Below are 17,645 nucleotides of genomic sequence, written 5' to 3'. Positions count from 1 at the left end.
AGCCTAGCCTATCCGTGATATACTATTACTCAATGAAAATCAAAGAGCAAACTAGGAAGCTAGCCGCAGGCTGTACTTGAGTACGGCAAGGTGAAGCTGACGCGGTTTGAAGAGATTTTCGAAGAGTATAAGTCTAACCTAGCAGAAAGAGGAAATACCATGAACAATAAATTTTATAAAATGAGACGAAATCGTATGATTTCAGGAGTGCTGGCAGGTCTGTCAGACAAGTGGAACTTTGATGTGACCCTTGTTCGTTTTCTGTTTGCTATTTTTACAGTCGCAAACTTTGGCCTTGGCGTGATTATCTATATCATCCTAGCTTCTATCCTACCAACAAAGGAAGATATCGAAGCTGAAATGTATGGAACAGGACCACGCAAACGCAAAGAAGCCCAAGCCATTGACGATAATGAAGGCTGGTTTTGGTGAGGTAGAAACAGTTATTTTACTGTTAGTCTATGAATTCTACTAATCTATTTTAAAATTTTTGAACCCTTGTATCTGCAAGGGTTTTATTCTTGCCTTCTTTTTATGGTAAAATATTTTTGATAAAATTTCTACATTTCTCCCAATCTTACAAAAATGTAAGATTAAAGTCTCTTTTGTAAGGTTAGGTTATGGCAAGCGGTCTTTTTTTGATGTAAACTAGACTCATAAAGAACAAAGGAGTAACATCATGAAACAAATCTTACAGAAGAAAACAAGAAAACCAAGCCATAAAGATATCGAGCGTGTTCAACTGGGATGCGCTATGATGCAAGCGACATTTCATTTGATGGGATATTAAGAAAGGAGATTCTCATGACACTTTTAGATGTAAAACACGTTCAAAAAATTTATAAAACTCGTTTTCAGGGCAACCAAGTAGAGGCCCTTAAGGATATTCACTTTACCGTGGAAAAAGGTGACTACGTTGCCATCATGGGTGAGTCTGGTTCTGGTAAATCAACTCTTCTCAATATCCTAGCTATGCTGGACAAACCAACTCGTGGTCAGGTTTACCTGAATGGAACAGACACAGCAACCATTAAAAATTCACAGGCTTCTAGCTTCCGTCGTGAAAAATTAGGCTTTGTCTTCCAAGATTTTAACTTGCTAGATACTCTATCTGTAAAGGACAATATCCTGCTTCCGCTTGTCTTGTCAAGAAGACCTATTACGGAAATGATGAAGAAATTGGTGGTGACAGCTGAGAATCTAGGCATCAACCAATTACAAGAGAAGTACCCTTACGAGATTTCAGGAGGTCAGAAACAGCGTGTAGCAGTAGCCCGCGCCATCATCACAGAACCTGAAATTCTCCTTGCGGATGAGCCAACAGGAGCTCTTGACTCCAAGTCCTCTGCAGCTCTTCTTGATGTCTTTGATGAAATCAATGAGCGCGGCCAAACCATTCTCATGGTAACCCACTCAACGGCAGCAGCTAGCAGAGCTAAACGTGTACTCTTTATCAAAGACGGCATTCTTTACAACCAAATCTACCGTGGAGAGAAGACAGAACGTCAGATGTTCCAAGAAATCTCTGATACCTTGACTGTTATGGCAAGCGAGGTGAATTAGTATGTTTCGATTAACCAATAAGTTAGCGGTATCGAACTTGATTAAAAACCGCAAACTCTACTATCCTTTTGCGCTGGCTGTTCTCTTGGCAGTCACCGTCACCTATCTCTTTTACTCCCTGACCTTCAATCCCAAGATTGCAGAAATTCGTGGAGGAGAAACCATCCAAACAACACTTGGATTTGGTATGTTTGTCGTCACACTTGCGTCAGCCATTATCGTCCTTTATGCCAATAGTTTTGTCATGAAGAACCGTTCCAAGGAACTAGGGATTTATGGCATGTTGGGTTTGGAGAAACGCCATCTGATCAGTATGACCTTTAAGGAGTTAGTGGTATTTGGGATTCTAACTGTTGGAGCAGGTATCGGTATTGGAGCCTTGTTTGACAAGTTGATTTTCGCTTTCTTGCTCAAACTGATGAAATTGAAGGTTGAACTGGTCGCTACCTTCCAGATGAATGTTGTCATTGCAGTACTTGTTGTCTTTGGTTTGATTTTCCTAGGCCTCATGTTCCTGAATGCCCTTCGAATCGCTCGTATGAATGCCCTCCAGCTCTCACGTGAGAAAGCTAGCGGAGAGAAAAAAGGTCGCTTCCTTCCTCTCCAAACTATTCTTGGTTCCATAAGTTTAGGGATTGGCTACTATCTTGCCCTTACGGTAAAAGATCCTCTTACAGCCTTAACAACTTTCTTCCTAGCTGTTTTACTGGTTATCCTTGGTACTTATCTTTTGTTCAATGCAGGGATTACCGTTTTCCTTCAAATCTTGAAGAAAAACAAGAAATACTATTACCAACCAAATAACCTTATCTCAGTGTCTAATTTGATTTTTCGTATGAAGAAAAATGCAGTTGGACTAGCAACTATCGCTATCTTGTCAACAATGGTTTTGGTAACCATGTCAGCAGCGACAAGCATTTTCAATTCCGCAGAATCCTTTAAAAAAGTGATGAATCCGCATGACTTTGGAATTACTGGACAAAATGTTGAAAAAGAAGACTTGGACAAACTCTTGAGCCAGTTTGCAAGTGACAAAGGTTATAGTGTCAAAGAGAAAGAAGTGCTTCGTTACAGTAACTTTGGTATTGCAAATCAAGAAGGAACCAAGTTAACCATTTTTGAAAGGGGACAAAATCGTGTCCAACCTAAAACAGTCTTCATGGTATTTGACCAAAAAGACTATGAAAATATGACTGGTCAGAAGCTTTCTCTATCAGGCAATGAGGTCGGCCTCTTCGCTAAGAATGATGGACTGAAAGGACAGAAAGCTCTAACTCTAAATAACCATCAATTTTCTGTAAAAGAAGAATTTAATACAGATTTTATTGTGAACCATGTCCCAAATCAGTTTAATATTTTTACTACTGATTACAATTACCTTGTTGTACCTGATTTACAAGCATTTTTAGACCAATTTCCAGATTCGGCTATCTATAATCAGCTTTACGGTGGTATAAATGTAAATATCAGTGAAGAAGAACAACTCAAAGTCGCTGAAGAATATGAAAAATACTTACAAAAGTTTAATGCTCAATTAAACACTGAAGGTAGCTATGTGTATGGTAGCAATCTAGCAGATGCTAGTGCTCAGATGAGTGCCCTCTTTGGTGGTGTCTTCTTTATCGGTATTTTCCTATCCATTATCTTTATGGTCGGAACCGTTCTGGTCATCTACTACAAACAAATTTCTGAAGGCTATGAAGACCGTGAACGCTTTATTATCTTGCAGAAAGTCGGTTTAGATCAAAAGCAAATCAAGCAAACCATCAACAAACAGGTTTTAACTGTATTCTTCCTTCCTTTGCTTTTTGCCTTCATACATCTAGCCTTTGCCTACAATATGCTTAGTCTGATTTTAAAAGTGATTGGTGTAATAGATACGACTATGATGTTGACTGTGACCTTGTCTATCTGCGCTATCTTCCTCATCGCCTATGTCTTGATTTTTATGATTACTTCAAGAAGCTATCGCAAGATTGTGCAAATGTAAAAAAAATACCTCGACTTCAAAATCGAGGTATTTCTTGTATTTTATACTCAATAAAAATCAAAAAGCAAACTAGGAAGCTAGCCGCAGGTTGCTCAAAGCACTGCTTTGAGGTTGTAGATAGAACTGACGAAGTCAGCTCAAAACACTGTTTTGAGGTTGTAGATAGAACTGACGAAGTCAATAACATATATCTACGGCAAGGCGAAGCTGACGTGGTTTGAGGAGATTTTCGAAGAGTATTAAATGCTGAAAAGTTGTCCAAGTAAGAAGGTAACTCCCATGGTCAAGAGACCAATAACTAGGTTCCGAATCATAGCTGTTTTGGTTGGGGCTTTTCCAAGTTTGGCACTAGTGTAACCAGTGAGAAGAAGGGCCACACCGACGATAAGGACAGTAGCAGGGATGCGGTATTCACTCGGGAAAATAGTTACTGACAGCATTGGTGGTAAGCTACCAAGGAAAAAAGAAATAAAGCTAGAGATAGCAGCATGCCAAGGATTGGTAAACTCTTCATACTCTATCCCATATTTTTCCTCTACCAAAGCCTTGAGCGGATTATTTAAAAAGGCTTTGTTGGTGAGAAGTTGGGCTGATGTTTCACACTCGCCATTTCGAATATAGGCAGCATAGAGGGACTTTTTGGCTAGTTCCATATCTTGCTCTAGCAAGACTTGCTCACGCGCAACGGCTGCTTCCTCGGTATCTTTTTGAGTTGAAACGGATACATATTCTCCACCTGCCATTGAAAAGGCACCGGCCAAAATAGCTGCAAATCCTGATAAAAAGATAATCCAAATATTGCTCGTAGCACTAGCAACCCCGATAACCACACCTGCAATGGAAATAATTCCATCATTGGCACCAAGAACACCCGCACGTAGAATATTTAAACGACCTGCAAAATTTGAATCAATTTCGTGATTTGTTTCTGACATACTAATCTCCTTTTTATTTAGTATAAATGAAACACATAGGGAAAGCAAACATTAATAAGCTTCTGAAAAAAGTTGCACGATTTTAATAATGTAAAATCATCGTTATTGTCTCTAGTAGAACAAACACAGAAGGTAAGGAATATAGAATGGTTTTCGATTACTTTTAGTAACATAGAATAAGTATTTTGTTCATTTTATAATCGTTTACAAGAAAATATTTCTTGACATTTTTTACATAAACTAAAGAATTTACGAACATCTTTTTGTTTTTTATCAAAAAAGGCTTTACAAGTTCTTAAAAACATGATATAGTAATGAAGCTTAGAAAATGAGATGATGTTTTCTAGCAAATATAAACCCGAGTAAAAAATGCCTACGGACAGGCAGGGTTGAATGCCGAAGCGTGGTTGAAAAACCACATTATTGATAGGGTTAAAAGCCTACTTTTATAAGTTGATGTTAGGACACTTGTCCTAATTCATAAATTTTTAGTGTGGTGAAAGCACACGTCATCTTGTGAAACGATCAATAAAGTACGTAATATTTGCTACTAGAGAGTTAGGAAACATCAGGAACAGACATACTCAACAGAAACCAAAATAAACGCGTCAGAAGATTGCAGAGCAGGTGAAAACCTGCTCTTTTTTCATGAGTATCCTTTAGAGCCTTACACAAGGTGAAAAAAGCTATGATAAAGGAGTATGTCTTTATAATGTTAAATCAAAACCAAGCCCCCATCTATGAGGGGCTGGTCAAATTACGAAAGAAAAGAATTGTACCATTTGATGTACCTGGTCACAAACGTGGCCGTGGGAATCCGGAATTAGTGGAACTTTTAGGGGAAAAATGCGTTGGGATTGATGTCAATTCGATGAAACCTTTGGATAATTTAGGGCATCCTATTTCGATTATTCGAGATGCAGAAGAGCTGGCGGCGGATGCTTTTGGAGCTAGCCATGCTTTTCTAATGATTGGCGGGACAACCTCATCCGTGCAGACCATGATTCTCTCCACTTGTAAAGCTGGAGATAAAATCATCCTCCCTCGTAACGTACATAAATCAGCTATCAACGCCCTTGTTTTGTGTGGTGCTATTCCCATCTATATCGAGATGAGTGTGGATCCCAAAATCGGTATTGCTTTAGGTCTTGAAAATAATCGTGTGGCGCAAGCTATTAAGGACCATCCGGATGCCAAGGCTATCCTAATTAACAATCCAACCTATTATGGGATTTGTTCAGATCTTAAGGGTTTAACAGAGATGGCTCACGCTGCAGGAATGAAAGTCTTAGTAGACGAAGCTCACGGTGCTCATCTGCATTTTACAGATAAACTTCCTCTCTCTGCTATGGACGCAGGAGCAGATATGTCAGCCGTATCTATGCATAAGTCTGGTGGTAGCTTGACACAAAGTTCACTTCTTTTAGTTGGGGATCAGATGAATCCTGAGTATGTGCGTCAAATCATTAACCTGACCCAATCAACATCAGCATCCTATTTGTTAATGTCTAGTTTGGATATTTCACGCCGCAATCTTGCCCTTCGTGGTAAAGACTCATTTGAGAAGGTCATTGAGCTATCTGAGTATGCTCGTCGTGAAATCAATGCCATCGGTGGCTACTATGCCTACTCAAAAGAGTTAATAGATGGTGTGTCGGTCTGTGATTTTGATGTAACCAAGCTGTCAGTCTACACTCAGGGGATTGGTCTAACAGGGATTGAAGTTTATGACCTCTTACGGGATGAATATGACATTCAGATTGAATTTGGTGATATTGGCAATATCTTGGCCTATATTTCAATCGGTGACCGCATCCAAGACATTGAACGTTTAGTTGGCGCTTTGGCTGATATCAAGAGACTCTACTCAAGAGATGGAAAGGACTTGATTGCTGGAGAATATATCCAGCCCGAATTAGTGCTATCTCCTCAGGAAGCCTTCTATGCAGATAGAAGAAGCTTAACATTAGACGAGTCCATTGGCCAGGTCTGTGGAGAATTTGTCATGTGCTATCCTCCAGGAATTCCAATCCTAGCGCCAGGTGAACGCATTACACGAGAAATTGTTGATTATATAAAATTCGCCAAAGAACGTGGTTGTTCCCTCCAAGGAACGGAAGATCCAGAGGTCAATCATATCAACGTCATTGAGAGAAAGGAGAACTAAATGGATTTATGGTTTTCTGAAGTTCATACTCCAGATGTGAAATTATCCTTGAGAACTGCCAAGCAGCTCTACGCTGGAAAAAGTGAATGGCAGGATATTGAAGTATTAGATACTCCAGCTTTTGGAAAGATTTTGATTTTAAATGGGCATGTCTTGTTTTCAGATGCAGATGACTTTGTCTACAACGAAATGACCGTCCACGTTCCTATGGCTGTCCATCCCAATCCAAAGAAAGTCTTGGTTATTGGGGGTGGTGACGGTGGTGTTGCCCAGATTTTGACACTCTATCCAGAACTGGAACAAATCGATATCGTGGAACCTGATGAAATGCTGGTAGAAGTTTGTCGAGAGTATTTCCCCGACTTTGCTGCGGGTCTTGATGATCCTCGTGTCACCATTTACTACCAAAATGGACTGAGATTTTTGCGAAACTGCGAGGATGACTACGATATTATCATCAACGATGCGACAGATCCATTTGGACATACGGAAGGGCTCTTTACCAAGGAATTTTACGGTAATAGTTATCGGGCTCTGAAAGAAGACGGCATCATGATTTACCAGCATGGTAGTCCTTTCTTTGACGAGGATGAGTCAGCTTGCCGAAGCATGCACCGCAAGGTCAATCAAGCCTTTCCAATCAGTCGGGTCTATCAGGCCCATATTCCAACTAGCCCTGCTGGTTATTGGTTGTTTGGATTTGCATCGAAAAAATACCACCCTGTCAAAGATTTCGACAAGGAAGGCTGGAAAAAACGCCAGCTTTTCACAGAATACTACACTGCAAACTTACACGTGGGAGCCTTTATGTTGCCCAAGTATGTTGAAGACATTTTAGAAGAAGAGGAAGGAAAAAAATGAGTCGTTTATTAGTTATTGGATGTGGGGGTGTTGCCCAAGTTGCTATTTCAAAGATTTGCCAAGATAGCGAAACTTTTGAAGAAATTATGATTGCTAGCCGTACAAAGTCAAAATGTGATGACTTGAAGGCTAAATTAGAAGGCAAAACAAATACTAAGATTGAGACAGCTGCTCTTGATGCTGACAAAGTTGAAGAAGTGATTGCCCTGATTGAAAACTACAAACCAGAAGCTGTTTTGAATGTAGCTTTACCATATCAAGATTTAACCATTATGGACGCTTGTTTGGCAACGGGTGTCCACTATATCGATACAGCCAACTACGAGGCTGAGGATACAGAAGACCCTGAATGGCGTGCCATCTATGAGAAACGTTGTAAGGAACTTGGTTTTACAGCCTACTTTGACTACTCATGGCAATGGGCTTACCAAGATAAATTCAAAGAAGCAGGCTTGACTGCTCTTCTTGGTTCTGGGTTTGACCCAGGTGTGACCAGCGTCTTTTCTGCTTACGCCCTTAAACATTATTTTGATGAAATACACTATATCGACATTTTAGACTGTAATGGTGGTGACCACGGTTATCCATTTGCGACAAACTTCAACCCAGAAATCAATCTACGCGAGGTTTCTGCGCCAGGTTCTTACTGGGAAGATGGAAAATGGGTCGAAGTGGAAGCCATGTCTATCAAGCGCGAGTACGATTTTCCTCAAGTTGGTCAAAAAGATATGTATCTCCTCCACCATGAAGAAATCGAATCATTGGCTAAGAACATTCCAGGTGTCAAACGGATTCGCTTCTTTATGACCTTTGGTCAATCTTACTTGACGCACATGAAATGCATGGAAAACGTTGGGCTCCTTCGTACGGATACTATTAATTTTAACGGACAAGAAATCGTACCAATCCAATTCTTGAAAGCCTTGCTTCCAGATCCTGCCAGCCTTGGCCCACGCACTGTTGGTAAAACAAATATCGGATGTATCTTTACAGGTGTCAAAGATGGCGTTGAAAAGACCATCTACATCTACAATGTTTGTGACCATCAAGAATGTTACGCAGAAGTTGGTTCACAAGCCATTTCTTACACAACAGGTGTTCCTGCCATGATTGGGACAAAATTAGTGATTGATGGCACTTGGAAACAACCAGGAGTTTATAACCTTGAAGAGTTGGATCCAGATCCATTCATGGAAGCTTTGAATGAGTACGGATTGCCTTGGGTTGTGGTTGAAAATCCACAAATGGTGGACTAATGAAATTAGAACAAGTACCAACGCCTTCTTATATTATTGACTTAGGAAAATTAGAAGAGAATTGTAGCATTCTACAAGAGGTTCAAGAAAAGGCTGGTTGTAAGGTTTTGCTAGCTCAAAAAGCTTATTCCCTCTATAAAACCTATCCCCTAATTAGCCAGTATCTCTCTGGTACAACGGCTAGTGGACTCTATGAAGCGAAGTTAGCTAGAGAGGAGTTTCAAGGGGAAGTCCATGTTTTTGCACCAGCTTTCAAGGATGAGGACATGGAGGAATTGCTTGAGATAACAGACCATATCGTTTTTAATTCCGAGAGACAGTTGCGTGAGCACGGTTCTCGTTGTCGGGAGGCTGGTATCAGTGTTGGTTTGCGCCTCAATCCTCAATGTTCAACGCAGGGTGACCACGCGCTTTATGATCCTTGTGCTCCTGGCTCTCGTTTTGGAGTGACTTCAGACAAGATACCAAGTGATTTATTGGAGTTGGTTGACGGACTTCATTTTCATACCCTCTGTGAGCAAGGGGCAGATGATTTACAAACTACTTTGAAAGCAGTGGAAGACCAGTTTGGTGCCTATTTGCACCAAGTTAAATGGCTCAATATGGGTGGAGGTCATCATATTACGAGAGATGACTATGATGTGGACTTACTAATTTCTGAGATTAAACGCATTCAAGAAACTTATAACCTTGACGTCTATATCGAGCCAGGAGAAGCGATTGCCCTTAATGCGGGTTATCTAGCGACAGAAGTCTTGGATATTGTTGAAAACGGAATTGAGACCTTGGTGTTAGATGCTTCAGCAAGTTGTCATATGCCAGATGTCCTTGAGATGCCTTATCGCCCCCCATTGAGAGATGGATTTGAAGCGCAAGAAAAACCTTATACTTATAGACTCTCTTCAAATACTTGCCTGACAGGGGATATCATTGGGGATTACAGCTTTGAAAAACCGATTGAAATCGGTGATCGCCTCTATTTTGAAGACATGGCCATTTATTCTTTTGTCAAAAATAATACCTTTAATGGTATTGGATTGCCAAGTCTCTATCTTATGGACGAACAGGGAGACTGTAGCTTAGTCAAAGCCTTCGGCTATCAAGATTTTAAAGGGAGATTATCATGATGGACAGTCCACAAAAATTAGGCTATCGTATGCCAGCAGAGTACGAACCCCATCATGGTACCCTCATGATATGGCCGACTCGACCAGGTTCATGGCCCTTTCAAGGTAAGGCAGCTAAAAAGGCTTTCAGCCAGATTATTAAGACCATAGCAGAAGGGGAAAGAGTCTATCTTTTGGTGGAGCAAGATTATCTATCTGAAGCCCAAGACTACCTTGGAGATAAGGTTATTTATTTAGACATTCCAACAAATGATGCTTGGGCTCGGGATACAGGACCAACTATTCTCATCAACGATCAAAGGGAAAAGTTGGCGGTAGATTGGTCTTTCAATGCCTGGGGTGGTGCTGTTGACGGTCTTTACCAAGACTATGCAGCAGATGATCAAGTAGCCAGTCGCTTTGCAGAAGTCTTAAATATACCTGTTTACGATGCCAAACCATTTGTACTGGAAGGTGGAGCTATTCATAGTGACGGTCAAGGAACGATTCTCGTAACTGAAAGTTGCTTGCTTAGTCCTGGTCGCAATCCTCACCTGACTAAAGAGGAAATTGAAAACATATTATTAGAATCCCTTGGAGCTGAAAAAATTATCTGGCTTCCTTATGGTATTTATCAGGATGAAACCAATGAACACGTTGACAATGTTGCAGCCTTTGTTGGTCCTGCAGAGCTTGTTTTAGCTTGGACAGAAGACCAAGATGATCCCCAGTATGCCCTGTCTGCAACAGATCTAGCTCTTTTAGAGAAGGAAACTGATGCAAAAGGCCGTTCCTTCACAGTTCATAAGCTTCCTATCCCAGCTATTCGTCAGGTTGTCACTAAAGAGGATTTACCAGGCTATACCTATGAAGAAGGGGAAGAGGAGCGTTATGAGGGAGAGCGTCTTGCGGCTTCCTATGTGAATTTTTACATTGCTAATAAGTCTGTATTGGTGCCACAATTTGAGGATGTAAACGACCAAGTGGCTTTAGATATTCTCAGCAAGTGTTTCCCAGACCGTAAAGTTGTCGGTATACCAGCCAGAGATATTCTCTTAGGTGGTGGCAATATCCACTGTATCACCCAACAAATCCCAGAATAGGAGAAAAAGATGAGAAATGTAAGAGTTGCAGCCATTCAGATGCAATGCGCTAAGGATGTGGCAACCAATATCCAAACAGCTGAACGTTTAGTTCGACAAGCTGCTGAGCAAGGAGCCCAGATCATTCTTTTGCCAGAATTATTTGAACGTCCCTATTTCTGTCAGGAACGTCAGTATGACTACTACCAGCAGGCCCAGTCGGTAACAGACAATACAGCTATTCAGCATTTTAAAACCATTGCCAAGGAGCTAAAGGTCGTTTTACCGATCAGTTTCTATGAAAAAGACGGCAATGTCTTGTATAACTCTATTGCTGTCATTGATGCAGATGGGGAGGTGTTGGGTGTTTATCGAAAGACCCACATACCAGATGATCATTATTATCAAGAAAAATTTTATTTCACACCTGGCAACACTGGTTTCAAGGTCTGGGATACTCGCTACGCTAAGATTGGGATTGGCATCTGTTGGGATCAGTGGTTCCCTGAAACAGCGCGCTGTCTTGCATTGAATGGGGCAGAATTGCTCTTTTATCCTACAGCCATCGGTTCAGAGCCAATTTTGGATACGGATAGTTGTGGTCATTGGCAACGTACCATGCAAGGACACGCAGCAGCAAATATTGTTCCAGTTATTGCAGCCAATCGTTATGGATTAGAGGAAGTCATTCCAAGTGAGGAAAATGGGGGACAAAGTTCCAGTCTTGACTTCTACGGTTCCTCCTTTATGACGGATGAAACAGGTGCTATTCTAGAGCAAGCTGAAAGACAAGAAGAAGCTGTTCTGTTAGCTACTTATGACCTAGACAAGGGAGCAATCGAACGCCTAAACTGGGGCTTGTTTCGAGATAGAAGACCAGAAATGTATCAACGCATTACGGACTAGTAGGAGAGAAATGAGAGATTTATTCTGCTAGACTCGTTTTCACTAGCAATTATAGGGATGCTAGGTCATCTAGTAAGTGGATTTTATATTTTAACTCTCTAAGACTTTCTCTCGCTTTTATGCGAGGAGCTTTTCTGTTTAAGCTTTATCAATAAAACATGCTATAATAGTTGCAGAAAGGTTGGTATTTATGGCTAGGATATTGGTTATTGAAGACAATAGTGACATTCAAGAAATCTTGCGAACACTTCTTACTGAGGAGCATAAGGTGGTTCAAGCCTTTTCTGGTACAGAAGGAATCACGCTTTTTGACCAAGGTGGGATTGACCTCGTTTTGCTAGATATCATGCTTCCTGGGAAAAATGGGGATCAGGTTTTAAAAGCCATCAGGGAACAAAGTCAAACTCCAGTCATTATGCTAACGGCTTTGAGCGATAAGAAGTTAATCAGTCAATATCTCTTAGAAGGTGCCAATGATTACATAGTCAAACCTTTTGATTTGGACGAAGTCTTTGCCAGAGTCACTGTTCAATTACGCCAAAGTGTAGAAAAACAGCCTATGGAAATAGAAAAAACTGAAAATCTGCCACAAAACTTGAAAAATATCCAGTTTGATGCAGAAAGTTTTGAAATCAAAAATAGTCAGGAAACTATTCGCCTGGCTAAGAAAGAATGCTTGATTCTCCAAACTCTCCTTAAACATCCAAAGAAAATCTTCACCAAGGAAGAACTTTATGAATTGGTCTGGGAGGATAGCTACCTACCTGGAGATAATACTCTCAATACGCATTTGAGTAATCTTCGTAAAAAATTAAGCCAGCTTGACCCAAATCAAGAATATATTGAAACCATCTGGGGCGTTGGGGTAAGATTAAAAGGAGACAAGAAATGACCTACATGATAATCTTTATCCTACTAGTCCTCCTAATTATTTTATCGATTGTATTAATTCGCTACCATCTAGCACTTAAAAACTTGAGTCAACAGATTGAAGACAAGATTCTCACAGGTAGTATGAAAAGAGTCGGAGTCAGCGTTTTTTCCAAACATTTTTTACAGCTCTACCAGCAAATTGAAAATTTATTTCAAGAAGTGGAACAATCTCGGTTAGTGATGAAAAGGGAAAAGCAGACTCTGGATATGGCCATCAGCAATATCGCCCATGATATTCGGACACCTTTGACTATCGCTTCAGGCTACACCCAACAATTGATAAAAACTCCTGAAAACAAAGCAGAAACCCTACAAAAAATAGCCCAGCATCTTGATTTAGTTTCCAAACGTTTGGAGGCTCTCCTAGAATATCGTCGTTTGATGGAAGGAGCTGTCAAACCGAAACTGGAAGAAGTAGATCTTTCAGCTTTTATTACCAAGAAGACTCTGGCTTATTATGATGTTTTTCAGGCGGCAAATATCACTCTTGATTTTAAAGTTGAAGCTGGTTTAACAACGAGGACTGATGAAGATTTGCTGGATCGAATTTTGCAAAATCTGCTTGGGAATGTCCTCAAACATGGCAAGGAAGAAGCACGTCTATCTTTGAGAAAGGAAAAGGAACAGCTTGTCTTAGAGATTGCAAACCTTGTCAAACAGCCCATCAACAAAATAGAAAATCTCAGCAACCGTTTTTATTCTGAAAATCTATCAGATACGGAAGAATCCTCTGGTTTAGGCCTTTATATCACTGAGGAATTATGCCATCTTCTCGGTGCAGAGATGAAACTAAGCACAGATGGGCAGTGGTTGTCGGTTTTCATTTACTTTTAACAAAAAGAAACCTCCTCTGTAGGCTAGAGGAGGTCATTTTTTATAGACTTTTCTTTCTGAAAACTGTCAGTCCACTTATATTAAAGATTACAATAACAGCTAAAGTAACTATAAGTGTGTAGAAAATGGATTCACTATTAGCAGTCATAGCATAGGCAAACTGTAATGATAAATATGGCAAAATTTTGATAGTTGGAAAAATGATCATCGGCATAGAAAGGATGATAGAGCTGACCAAATAACCAATAAATACCGCAAGATAAGAATGACTAACATAGAGGATGAAGGAAACAATGGAAAGCCAAGCAAGGAGGCAAAGAAATTGAAGGAAAATGGTTATCAATAGATTGGCAAAAAAGCCATCAGGCATAGTTCCAAATCCATTTAAGATAGTTGCTGGAATAAAGGCAATCACAAGACTGATGATAAGTTGCAAAAGTGCAATACAAGTCAATACAAAGGCTTTTGCAAGGAAAAACTCGGTACGAGAAACACCCACTGTTAAATTATTTTTATAGAGTTTGCCGATTAGATCAACTCCAAGCACGAGGCAGGCTAAGACGATGCAGAGAAAAACGAGATTTGAACCTTGACTAGATGCGTTAATCAGGGCTTGTACACCGTTCCAAGCTTGGGTTGGAATATCTGGTTCTTCTGCCTGGATTGCCATTAGATGGCCCGTAGCCCCAAAAATAGCCCCCATTAACATGAGTACAAAGAGAATGAACTCTGTAATCCAGAATCCTTTGGAACGGAAAAGACGGTAAAAGTCTGCTTGAATGGTATGTATCACGATTTTCCTCCTATTCGACCAATTGAGTGAAGTATTCTTCTAGGTTTTGACGGGCATAGTAAATCTCGTCAATGGCAACATCTGCCAAGGTTAATTCTTTAAGAATCTGTTTGACATCTTGTTCCTGACCAAAGATATGGATTTCATTTTCCGGATTAACAACCTTGAACTGGAGCTGGATTTGTTCTTTCAATACTTGACAAGCTTTCTCTTTATCAGCTGTCTTAAGGACAATATAATCCTCACTGAGTGTTTCAAATTCAGCTTTGCTGATTTCACGGATAATCTTGCCTTGATCTAAAATACCAAAGCGATTGGCAAGAAGATAGAGTTCTGACAAGATATGGCTAGAGATGAGAATGGTGATCCCTTTCTCTTGATTGAGGCGTTGAATCATCAGACGAAATTCTTTGATACCGATTGGGTCGAGACCATTGATAGGTTCATCTAAAATCAGGAAGTCTGGTTTGGACAGGAGGGCAATGGCGATACCAAGTCTTTGTTTCATTCCTAGCGAGAAATCACGAAAGACTTTTTTACCTGTATCTGACAACCCTACATAATCCAGGGTTTCTCGAATGACTCTATCAGCATTTGGAATATGGCGAATCATACAATAATATTTCAGATTTTGATAGGCTGTTAAGTGATTATGTGCTACGGGTGATTCTATCACTGAACCTACTCGAGATAGAGCCTTGGTCCACTCATTTTCCGTTTGGCTAGAGAAGAGGGAAACGGTCCCTTTATCCGCAAACAGTAGTTGAGTAATAATTTTTATTAAGGTGGTTTTCCCAGCTCCGTTTTTCCCAATAAGTCCATAAATATCTCCCTCTCTTATCGTTAGATGAAGATCCTGAAGAATAGCTTGTTTGTCGAAGTTTTTGGACAATCCATGAATGTCAAGTACTGTTTTCATGATTCTCTCCTTTTGATTTATTTTGATAACTTTAGTATAAAGCATAGAAATCAAAGAAAGCTCAAGGATTTCTAAAGAGTTTCTAAAGTTTTAGGAATTCTTAAATATTAAAACCCAGTTGATATGAACTGGGCTTCTTAACTATAAAATATATTTCTCAATCGCACGCGCAACGCCGTCTTCTTCGTTACTTACTGTAACAGCATCAGCTAGGGATTTGACATGGTCGCTAGCATTTCCCATTGCAACACCAAGCCCTGCAAACTGGAGCATTTCGATATCGTTATTAGCATCGCCCATGGCCATGATTTCTGAGGAATCAATCTTCAAAATCTCTGCCAGTCTTGAAAGAGCAGTAGCTTTTGTCATTCCAAGTGGCATAGCTTCATAAATAACAGGCTGCGAACGAACTCCACTAAATCGTTGGCAAAGCTCCTCAGCAAAACGATTCTCAAAATCGTCTGTTTGCTCCTTCGTGCCCAAAAACATACCTTGGAACATGCGGTACTTGCCACTAGTCGCTTCCTCAAGAGAAATTTCAGTCAGGTCTGAAAAGACTAGTTTGGCATCATTTTGAACGATTTCAGTAGGCTTGCCACCGAGGACAAAATAATGTTCCTCATCAAAAAGAGTCAACTGAACATCACTTTTTTCAGCAAGGTCATAGAGGTATTCAATGTCTGCTGGACTGAGTTCTTGCCAATCAACCAGACTCCAGTCACTGGTCTGGTGAGTTGAACAACCATTGTTAACAATCACATACTCATTCTGGAGGTCAAGCCCTAATTTTTTATAGTAAGGGAGGACACCGAAAAGCGGGCGACCCGTACAGAGAACCAGTTTGACGCCTTTTTCAATAGCTTGATGAATAGCAGTGATGTGAGCTTGTGGGATTTCCTTGGCTTCATTGAGGAGGGTTCCGTCCATATCCAAGGCTAGTAGTTTAATCATAGGTCTTCCTTCTTTATCTTTTGGTATTATTATAGCATGTTTTGGAGGAAATAAGGATTACTATGTCAATTTAGGACGTTTGGATGACAATTTAAGATTTGAAGAAGATAATTGGCAAATATATGCTATACTAAACTTGTCAAAGTTGCAACTAGACAAATATAAAAAAACTAACTTAAAGTAGTTTTTTTTAAGTAGGTATGAGTAGTAGCTTACTCAACTAATCTGAACCATAACGGAGGAATACATCATGGTTTTAATGAAAAAAATGTAAATTTAACAAAAGAAGAATTAGAGATGATACAAGGTGGAGCAGATCCATATGGTAAAGAGGCTAATAATTATTTCACTTGGCAAATAGAGCCGGTATTAACTATGCCGGTTCATGGATTTTGTCCCAGCGGCACCTATGATTTAGGATATATTGGAGGAGGCAACCATCTTTGCAAAGGAAGTCCTGCGAGATTTTAAGTAAAATATATTAGTAATATGAAGAAATAAGAGGAGAAAGCTGAGGCATAGTATGAAAAAAAGAGCTGTACAGATTTTACTAGCCTTATTGGTAATCATTTATAGGAAGACATGGTTTTGGTGGATTTTTAATCACTTTTCAACTAGATTTGTAGTTGCTAGTCGAGAGTATTTCTTGATTCTTGCTTTTTTAGAGCTCATTGTTACTTTTATAGCTATTCTTTATTTACTAGTATTCGAAGGTAAGAAAATACTTGAATTGAAGTGGAAATGGAGATATCCAGTTTATTTGCTTCTTGCTTTTGGAGTCAATCATATTTCAGGTATTGTGTTTTCCTTTTTAACCCCAGCAACGTCCAATCAAATGGCTTTAAATGAATTAGTTGAGATGACAGGGCGACAAGAGTTACTATATTTATTGCTTATTACTTGTCTGCTAGGACCAATTACAGAAGAATTGGTTTATCGAGGAGTTCTGATGAATACATTTTTGAAAGATTCACCTTGGTATGGAGATGTTTTACTATCAGCCTGTGTCTTTGGCTATGTGCATGTTTCTGATGGTATAACACCACTTGCCTTTTTCACCTATGCAAGCGGAGGAGCATTTTTAGCATTCCTCTACCGAAAAACTCATTCTCTCTATTACCCTACTTTACTTCATATCATAATCAACATTACTGCATTTTGGGAATTATGGATCAATCTATTTTCAGCAAGTTAGAGCTTAGCAATCAATGAGAGTGGGACAAAAATCGGTAATTCGTTAGAATTCGATTTCGTCGTCCTACCTCCGCACAGCCCACTCAACCACTGCATCTTGCTCGACAATCCAAAGACAATTGAGAGGCTAGGACTTTTGTCCCAGCCTCATTCTT

General features: G+C 39.9%; 17 protein-coding genes. 13 read left to right on the top strand and 4 right to left on the bottom strand.

The annotated features are described in order from the left end of the window. Positions 1-159: 159 nt before the first annotated feature. From UKS_RS05075 to UKS_RS05065, 3 genes are all read left to right on the top strand, one after another. Entirely contained in the window at positions 160-432 is a 273-nt protein-coding gene (locus UKS_RS05075; RefSeq protein WP_156012048.1) for a PspC domain-containing protein, read from the top strand. Between the two features lie 372 nt (positions 433-804). Then, positions 805-1,563 carry an ABC transporter ATP-binding protein gene (locus tag UKS_RS05070; RefSeq protein WP_000173372.1) on the top strand — a complete coding sequence of 253 codons (759 nt, stop codon included), beginning with the start codon at positions 805-807 and terminating at the stop codon, positions 1,561-1,563. Between the two features lies 1 nt (position 1,564). Next, positions 1,565-3,553 (top strand): ABC transporter permease, encoded by a 1,989-nt coding sequence (locus tag UKS_RS05065; RefSeq protein ID WP_156012047.1) that lies wholly within the window; start codon positions 1,565-1,567, stop codon positions 3,551-3,553. A gap of 239 nt (positions 3,554-3,792) precedes the next feature. On the opposite strand, the gene UKS_RS05060 is transcribed toward UKS_RS05065, so the two are convergent. Next, positions 3,793-4,488 carry a VIT1/CCC1 transporter family protein gene (locus tag UKS_RS05060; RefSeq protein WP_049495830.1) on the bottom strand — a complete coding sequence of 232 codons (696 nt, stop codon included), beginning with the start codon at positions 4,486-4,488 and terminating at the stop codon, positions 3,793-3,795. Between the two features lie 712 nt (positions 4,489-5,200). On the opposite strand from UKS_RS05060, the gene UKS_RS05050 reads away from it, so the two are divergent. From UKS_RS05050 to UKS_RS05015, 8 genes are all read left to right on the top strand, one after another. Beyond that, the gene (locus tag UKS_RS05050) at positions 5,201-6,655 is read left to right on the top strand and encodes an aminotransferase class I/II-fold pyridoxal phosphate-dependent enzyme (RefSeq protein WP_156012045.1); all 1,455 of its coding nucleotides are present in this window, start codon (positions 5,201-5,203) and stop codon (positions 6,653-6,655) included. Further along, complete coding sequence (speE, locus tag UKS_RS05045) at positions 6,656-7,516, top strand: polyamine aminopropyltransferase (RefSeq protein WP_156012044.1); 861 nt, start codon at positions 6,656-6,658, stop codon at positions 7,514-7,516. Beyond that, the gene (locus UKS_RS05040) at positions 7,513-8,772 is read left to right on the top strand and encodes a saccharopine dehydrogenase family protein (protein WP_156012043.1); all 1,260 of its coding nucleotides are present in this window, start codon (positions 7,513-7,515) and stop codon (positions 8,770-8,772) included. The genes speE and UKS_RS05040 overlap by 4 nt, the downstream gene beginning before the upstream one ends. Beyond that, complete coding sequence (gene nspC / locus UKS_RS05035; RefSeq protein ID WP_156012042.1) at positions 8,772-9,899, top strand: carboxynorspermidine decarboxylase; 1,128 nt, start codon at positions 8,772-8,774, stop codon at positions 9,897-9,899. Before UKS_RS05040 ends, nspC begins: the two co-directional genes overlap by 1 nt. After that, on the top strand, positions 9,896-10,981 hold the full coding sequence (gene aguA, locus UKS_RS05030) for an agmatine deiminase (RefSeq protein WP_156012041.1): 1,086 nt from the start codon (positions 9,896-9,898) through the stop codon (positions 10,979-10,981). The genes nspC and aguA overlap by 4 nt, the downstream gene beginning before the upstream one ends. 9 nt (positions 10,982-10,990) lie before the next feature. After that, complete coding sequence (aguB, locus tag UKS_RS05025; RefSeq protein ID WP_156012040.1) at positions 10,991-11,866, top strand: N-carbamoylputrescine amidase; 876 nt, start codon at positions 10,991-10,993, stop codon at positions 11,864-11,866. Positions 11,867-12,056: 190 nt separating this feature from the next. Beyond that, complete coding sequence (locus UKS_RS05020) at positions 12,057-12,758, top strand: response regulator transcription factor (protein ID WP_156012039.1); 702 nt, start codon at positions 12,057-12,059, stop codon at positions 12,756-12,758. After that, positions 12,755-13,633 carry a sensor histidine kinase gene (locus tag UKS_RS05015; protein WP_156012038.1) on the top strand — a complete coding sequence of 293 codons (879 nt, stop codon included), beginning with the start codon at positions 12,755-12,757 and terminating at the stop codon, positions 13,631-13,633. The genes UKS_RS05020 and UKS_RS05015 overlap by 4 nt, the downstream gene beginning before the upstream one ends. Positions 13,634-13,673: 40 nt before the next feature. On the opposite strand, the gene UKS_RS05010 is transcribed toward UKS_RS05015, so the two are convergent. From UKS_RS05010 to UKS_RS05000, 3 genes are all read right to left on the bottom strand, one after another. Further along, the gene (locus UKS_RS05010; RefSeq protein ID WP_156012037.1) at positions 13,674-14,426 is read right to left on the bottom strand and encodes an ABC transporter permease; all 753 of its coding nucleotides are present in this window, start codon (positions 14,424-14,426) and stop codon (positions 13,674-13,676) included. A gap of 10 nt (positions 14,427-14,436) precedes the next feature. After that, positions 14,437-15,345, bottom strand: a complete 909-nt coding sequence (locus tag UKS_RS05005) for an ATP-binding cassette domain-containing protein (protein WP_156012036.1) — start codon at positions 15,343-15,345, stop codon at positions 14,437-14,439. Positions 15,346-15,486: 141 nt separating this feature from the next. Then, complete coding sequence (locus UKS_RS05000; RefSeq protein WP_156012035.1) at positions 15,487-16,296, bottom strand: Cof-type HAD-IIB family hydrolase; 810 nt, start codon at positions 16,294-16,296, stop codon at positions 15,487-15,489. A gap of 297 nt (positions 16,297-16,593) precedes the next feature. Between UKS_RS05000 and UKS_RS09855 the strand changes: the two genes are divergently transcribed. Continuing rightward, a complete protein-coding gene (locus UKS_RS09855) occupies positions 16,594-16,767 on the top strand; it encodes a hypothetical protein (RefSeq protein WP_156012034.1) in 174 nt (57 codons plus the stop codon). Between the two features lie 52 nt (positions 16,768-16,819). Further along, complete coding sequence (locus UKS_RS04990; RefSeq protein ID WP_156012033.1) at positions 16,820-17,491, top strand: CPBP family intramembrane glutamic endopeptidase; 672 nt, start codon at positions 16,820-16,822, stop codon at positions 17,489-17,491. Positions 17,492-17,645: the final 154 nt, after the last annotated feature.

It is taken from the genome of Streptococcus sp. 116-D4, from assembly GCF_009731465.1.
Classification (GTDB): Bacteria; Bacillota; Bacilli; order Lactobacillales; family Streptococcaceae; genus Streptococcus; species Streptococcus pseudopneumoniae_E.
This window is presented reverse-complemented; position numbering and strand designations above follow the sequence as displayed.

Coding starts and splice junctions, on each gene's coding strand:
- speE (WP_156012044.1), top strand. CDS start 6,656: ATGGATTTATGGTTTTCTGAAGTTCATACTCCAGATGTGAAATTATCC.
- UKS_RS05015 (WP_156012038.1), top strand. CDS start 12,755: ATGACCTACATGATAATCTTTATCCTACTAGTCCTCCTAATTATTTTA.
- UKS_RS05000 (WP_156012035.1), bottom strand. CDS start 16,296: ATGATTAAACTACTAGCCTTGGATATGGACGGAACCCTCCTCAATGAA.
- aguA (WP_156012041.1), top strand. CDS start 9,896: ATGATGGACAGTCCACAAAAATTAGGCTATCGTATGCCAGCAGAGTAC.
- nspC (WP_156012042.1), top strand. CDS start 8,772: ATGAAATTAGAACAAGTACCAACGCCTTCTTATATTATTGACTTAGGA.
- UKS_RS05075 (WP_156012048.1), top strand. CDS start 160: ATGAACAATAAATTTTATAAAATGAGACGAAATCGTATGATTTCAGGA.
- UKS_RS05070 (WP_000173372.1), top strand. CDS start 805: ATGACACTTTTAGATGTAAAACACGTTCAAAAAATTTATAAAACTCGT.
- UKS_RS04990 (WP_156012033.1), top strand. CDS start 16,820: ATGAAAAAAAGAGCTGTACAGATTTTACTAGCCTTATTGGTAATCATT.
- UKS_RS05060 (WP_049495830.1), bottom strand. CDS start 4,488: ATGTCAGAAACAAATCACGAAATTGATTCAAATTTTGCAGGTCGTTTA.
- UKS_RS05050 (WP_156012045.1), top strand. CDS start 5,201: ATGTTAAATCAAAACCAAGCCCCCATCTATGAGGGGCTGGTCAAATTA.
- UKS_RS05020 (WP_156012039.1), top strand. CDS start 12,057: ATGGCTAGGATATTGGTTATTGAAGACAATAGTGACATTCAAGAAATC.
- aguB (WP_156012040.1), top strand. CDS start 10,991: ATGAGAAATGTAAGAGTTGCAGCCATTCAGATGCAATGCGCTAAGGAT.
- UKS_RS05065 (WP_156012047.1), top strand. CDS start 1,565: ATGTTTCGATTAACCAATAAGTTAGCGGTATCGAACTTGATTAAAAAC.
- UKS_RS09855 (WP_156012034.1), top strand. CDS start 16,594: ATGATACAAGGTGGAGCAGATCCATATGGTAAAGAGGCTAATAATTAT.
- UKS_RS05040 (WP_156012043.1), top strand. CDS start 7,513: ATGAGTCGTTTATTAGTTATTGGATGTGGGGGTGTTGCCCAAGTTGCT.
- UKS_RS05005 (WP_156012036.1), bottom strand. CDS start 15,345: ATGAAAACAGTACTTGACATTCATGGATTGTCCAAAAACTTCGACAAA.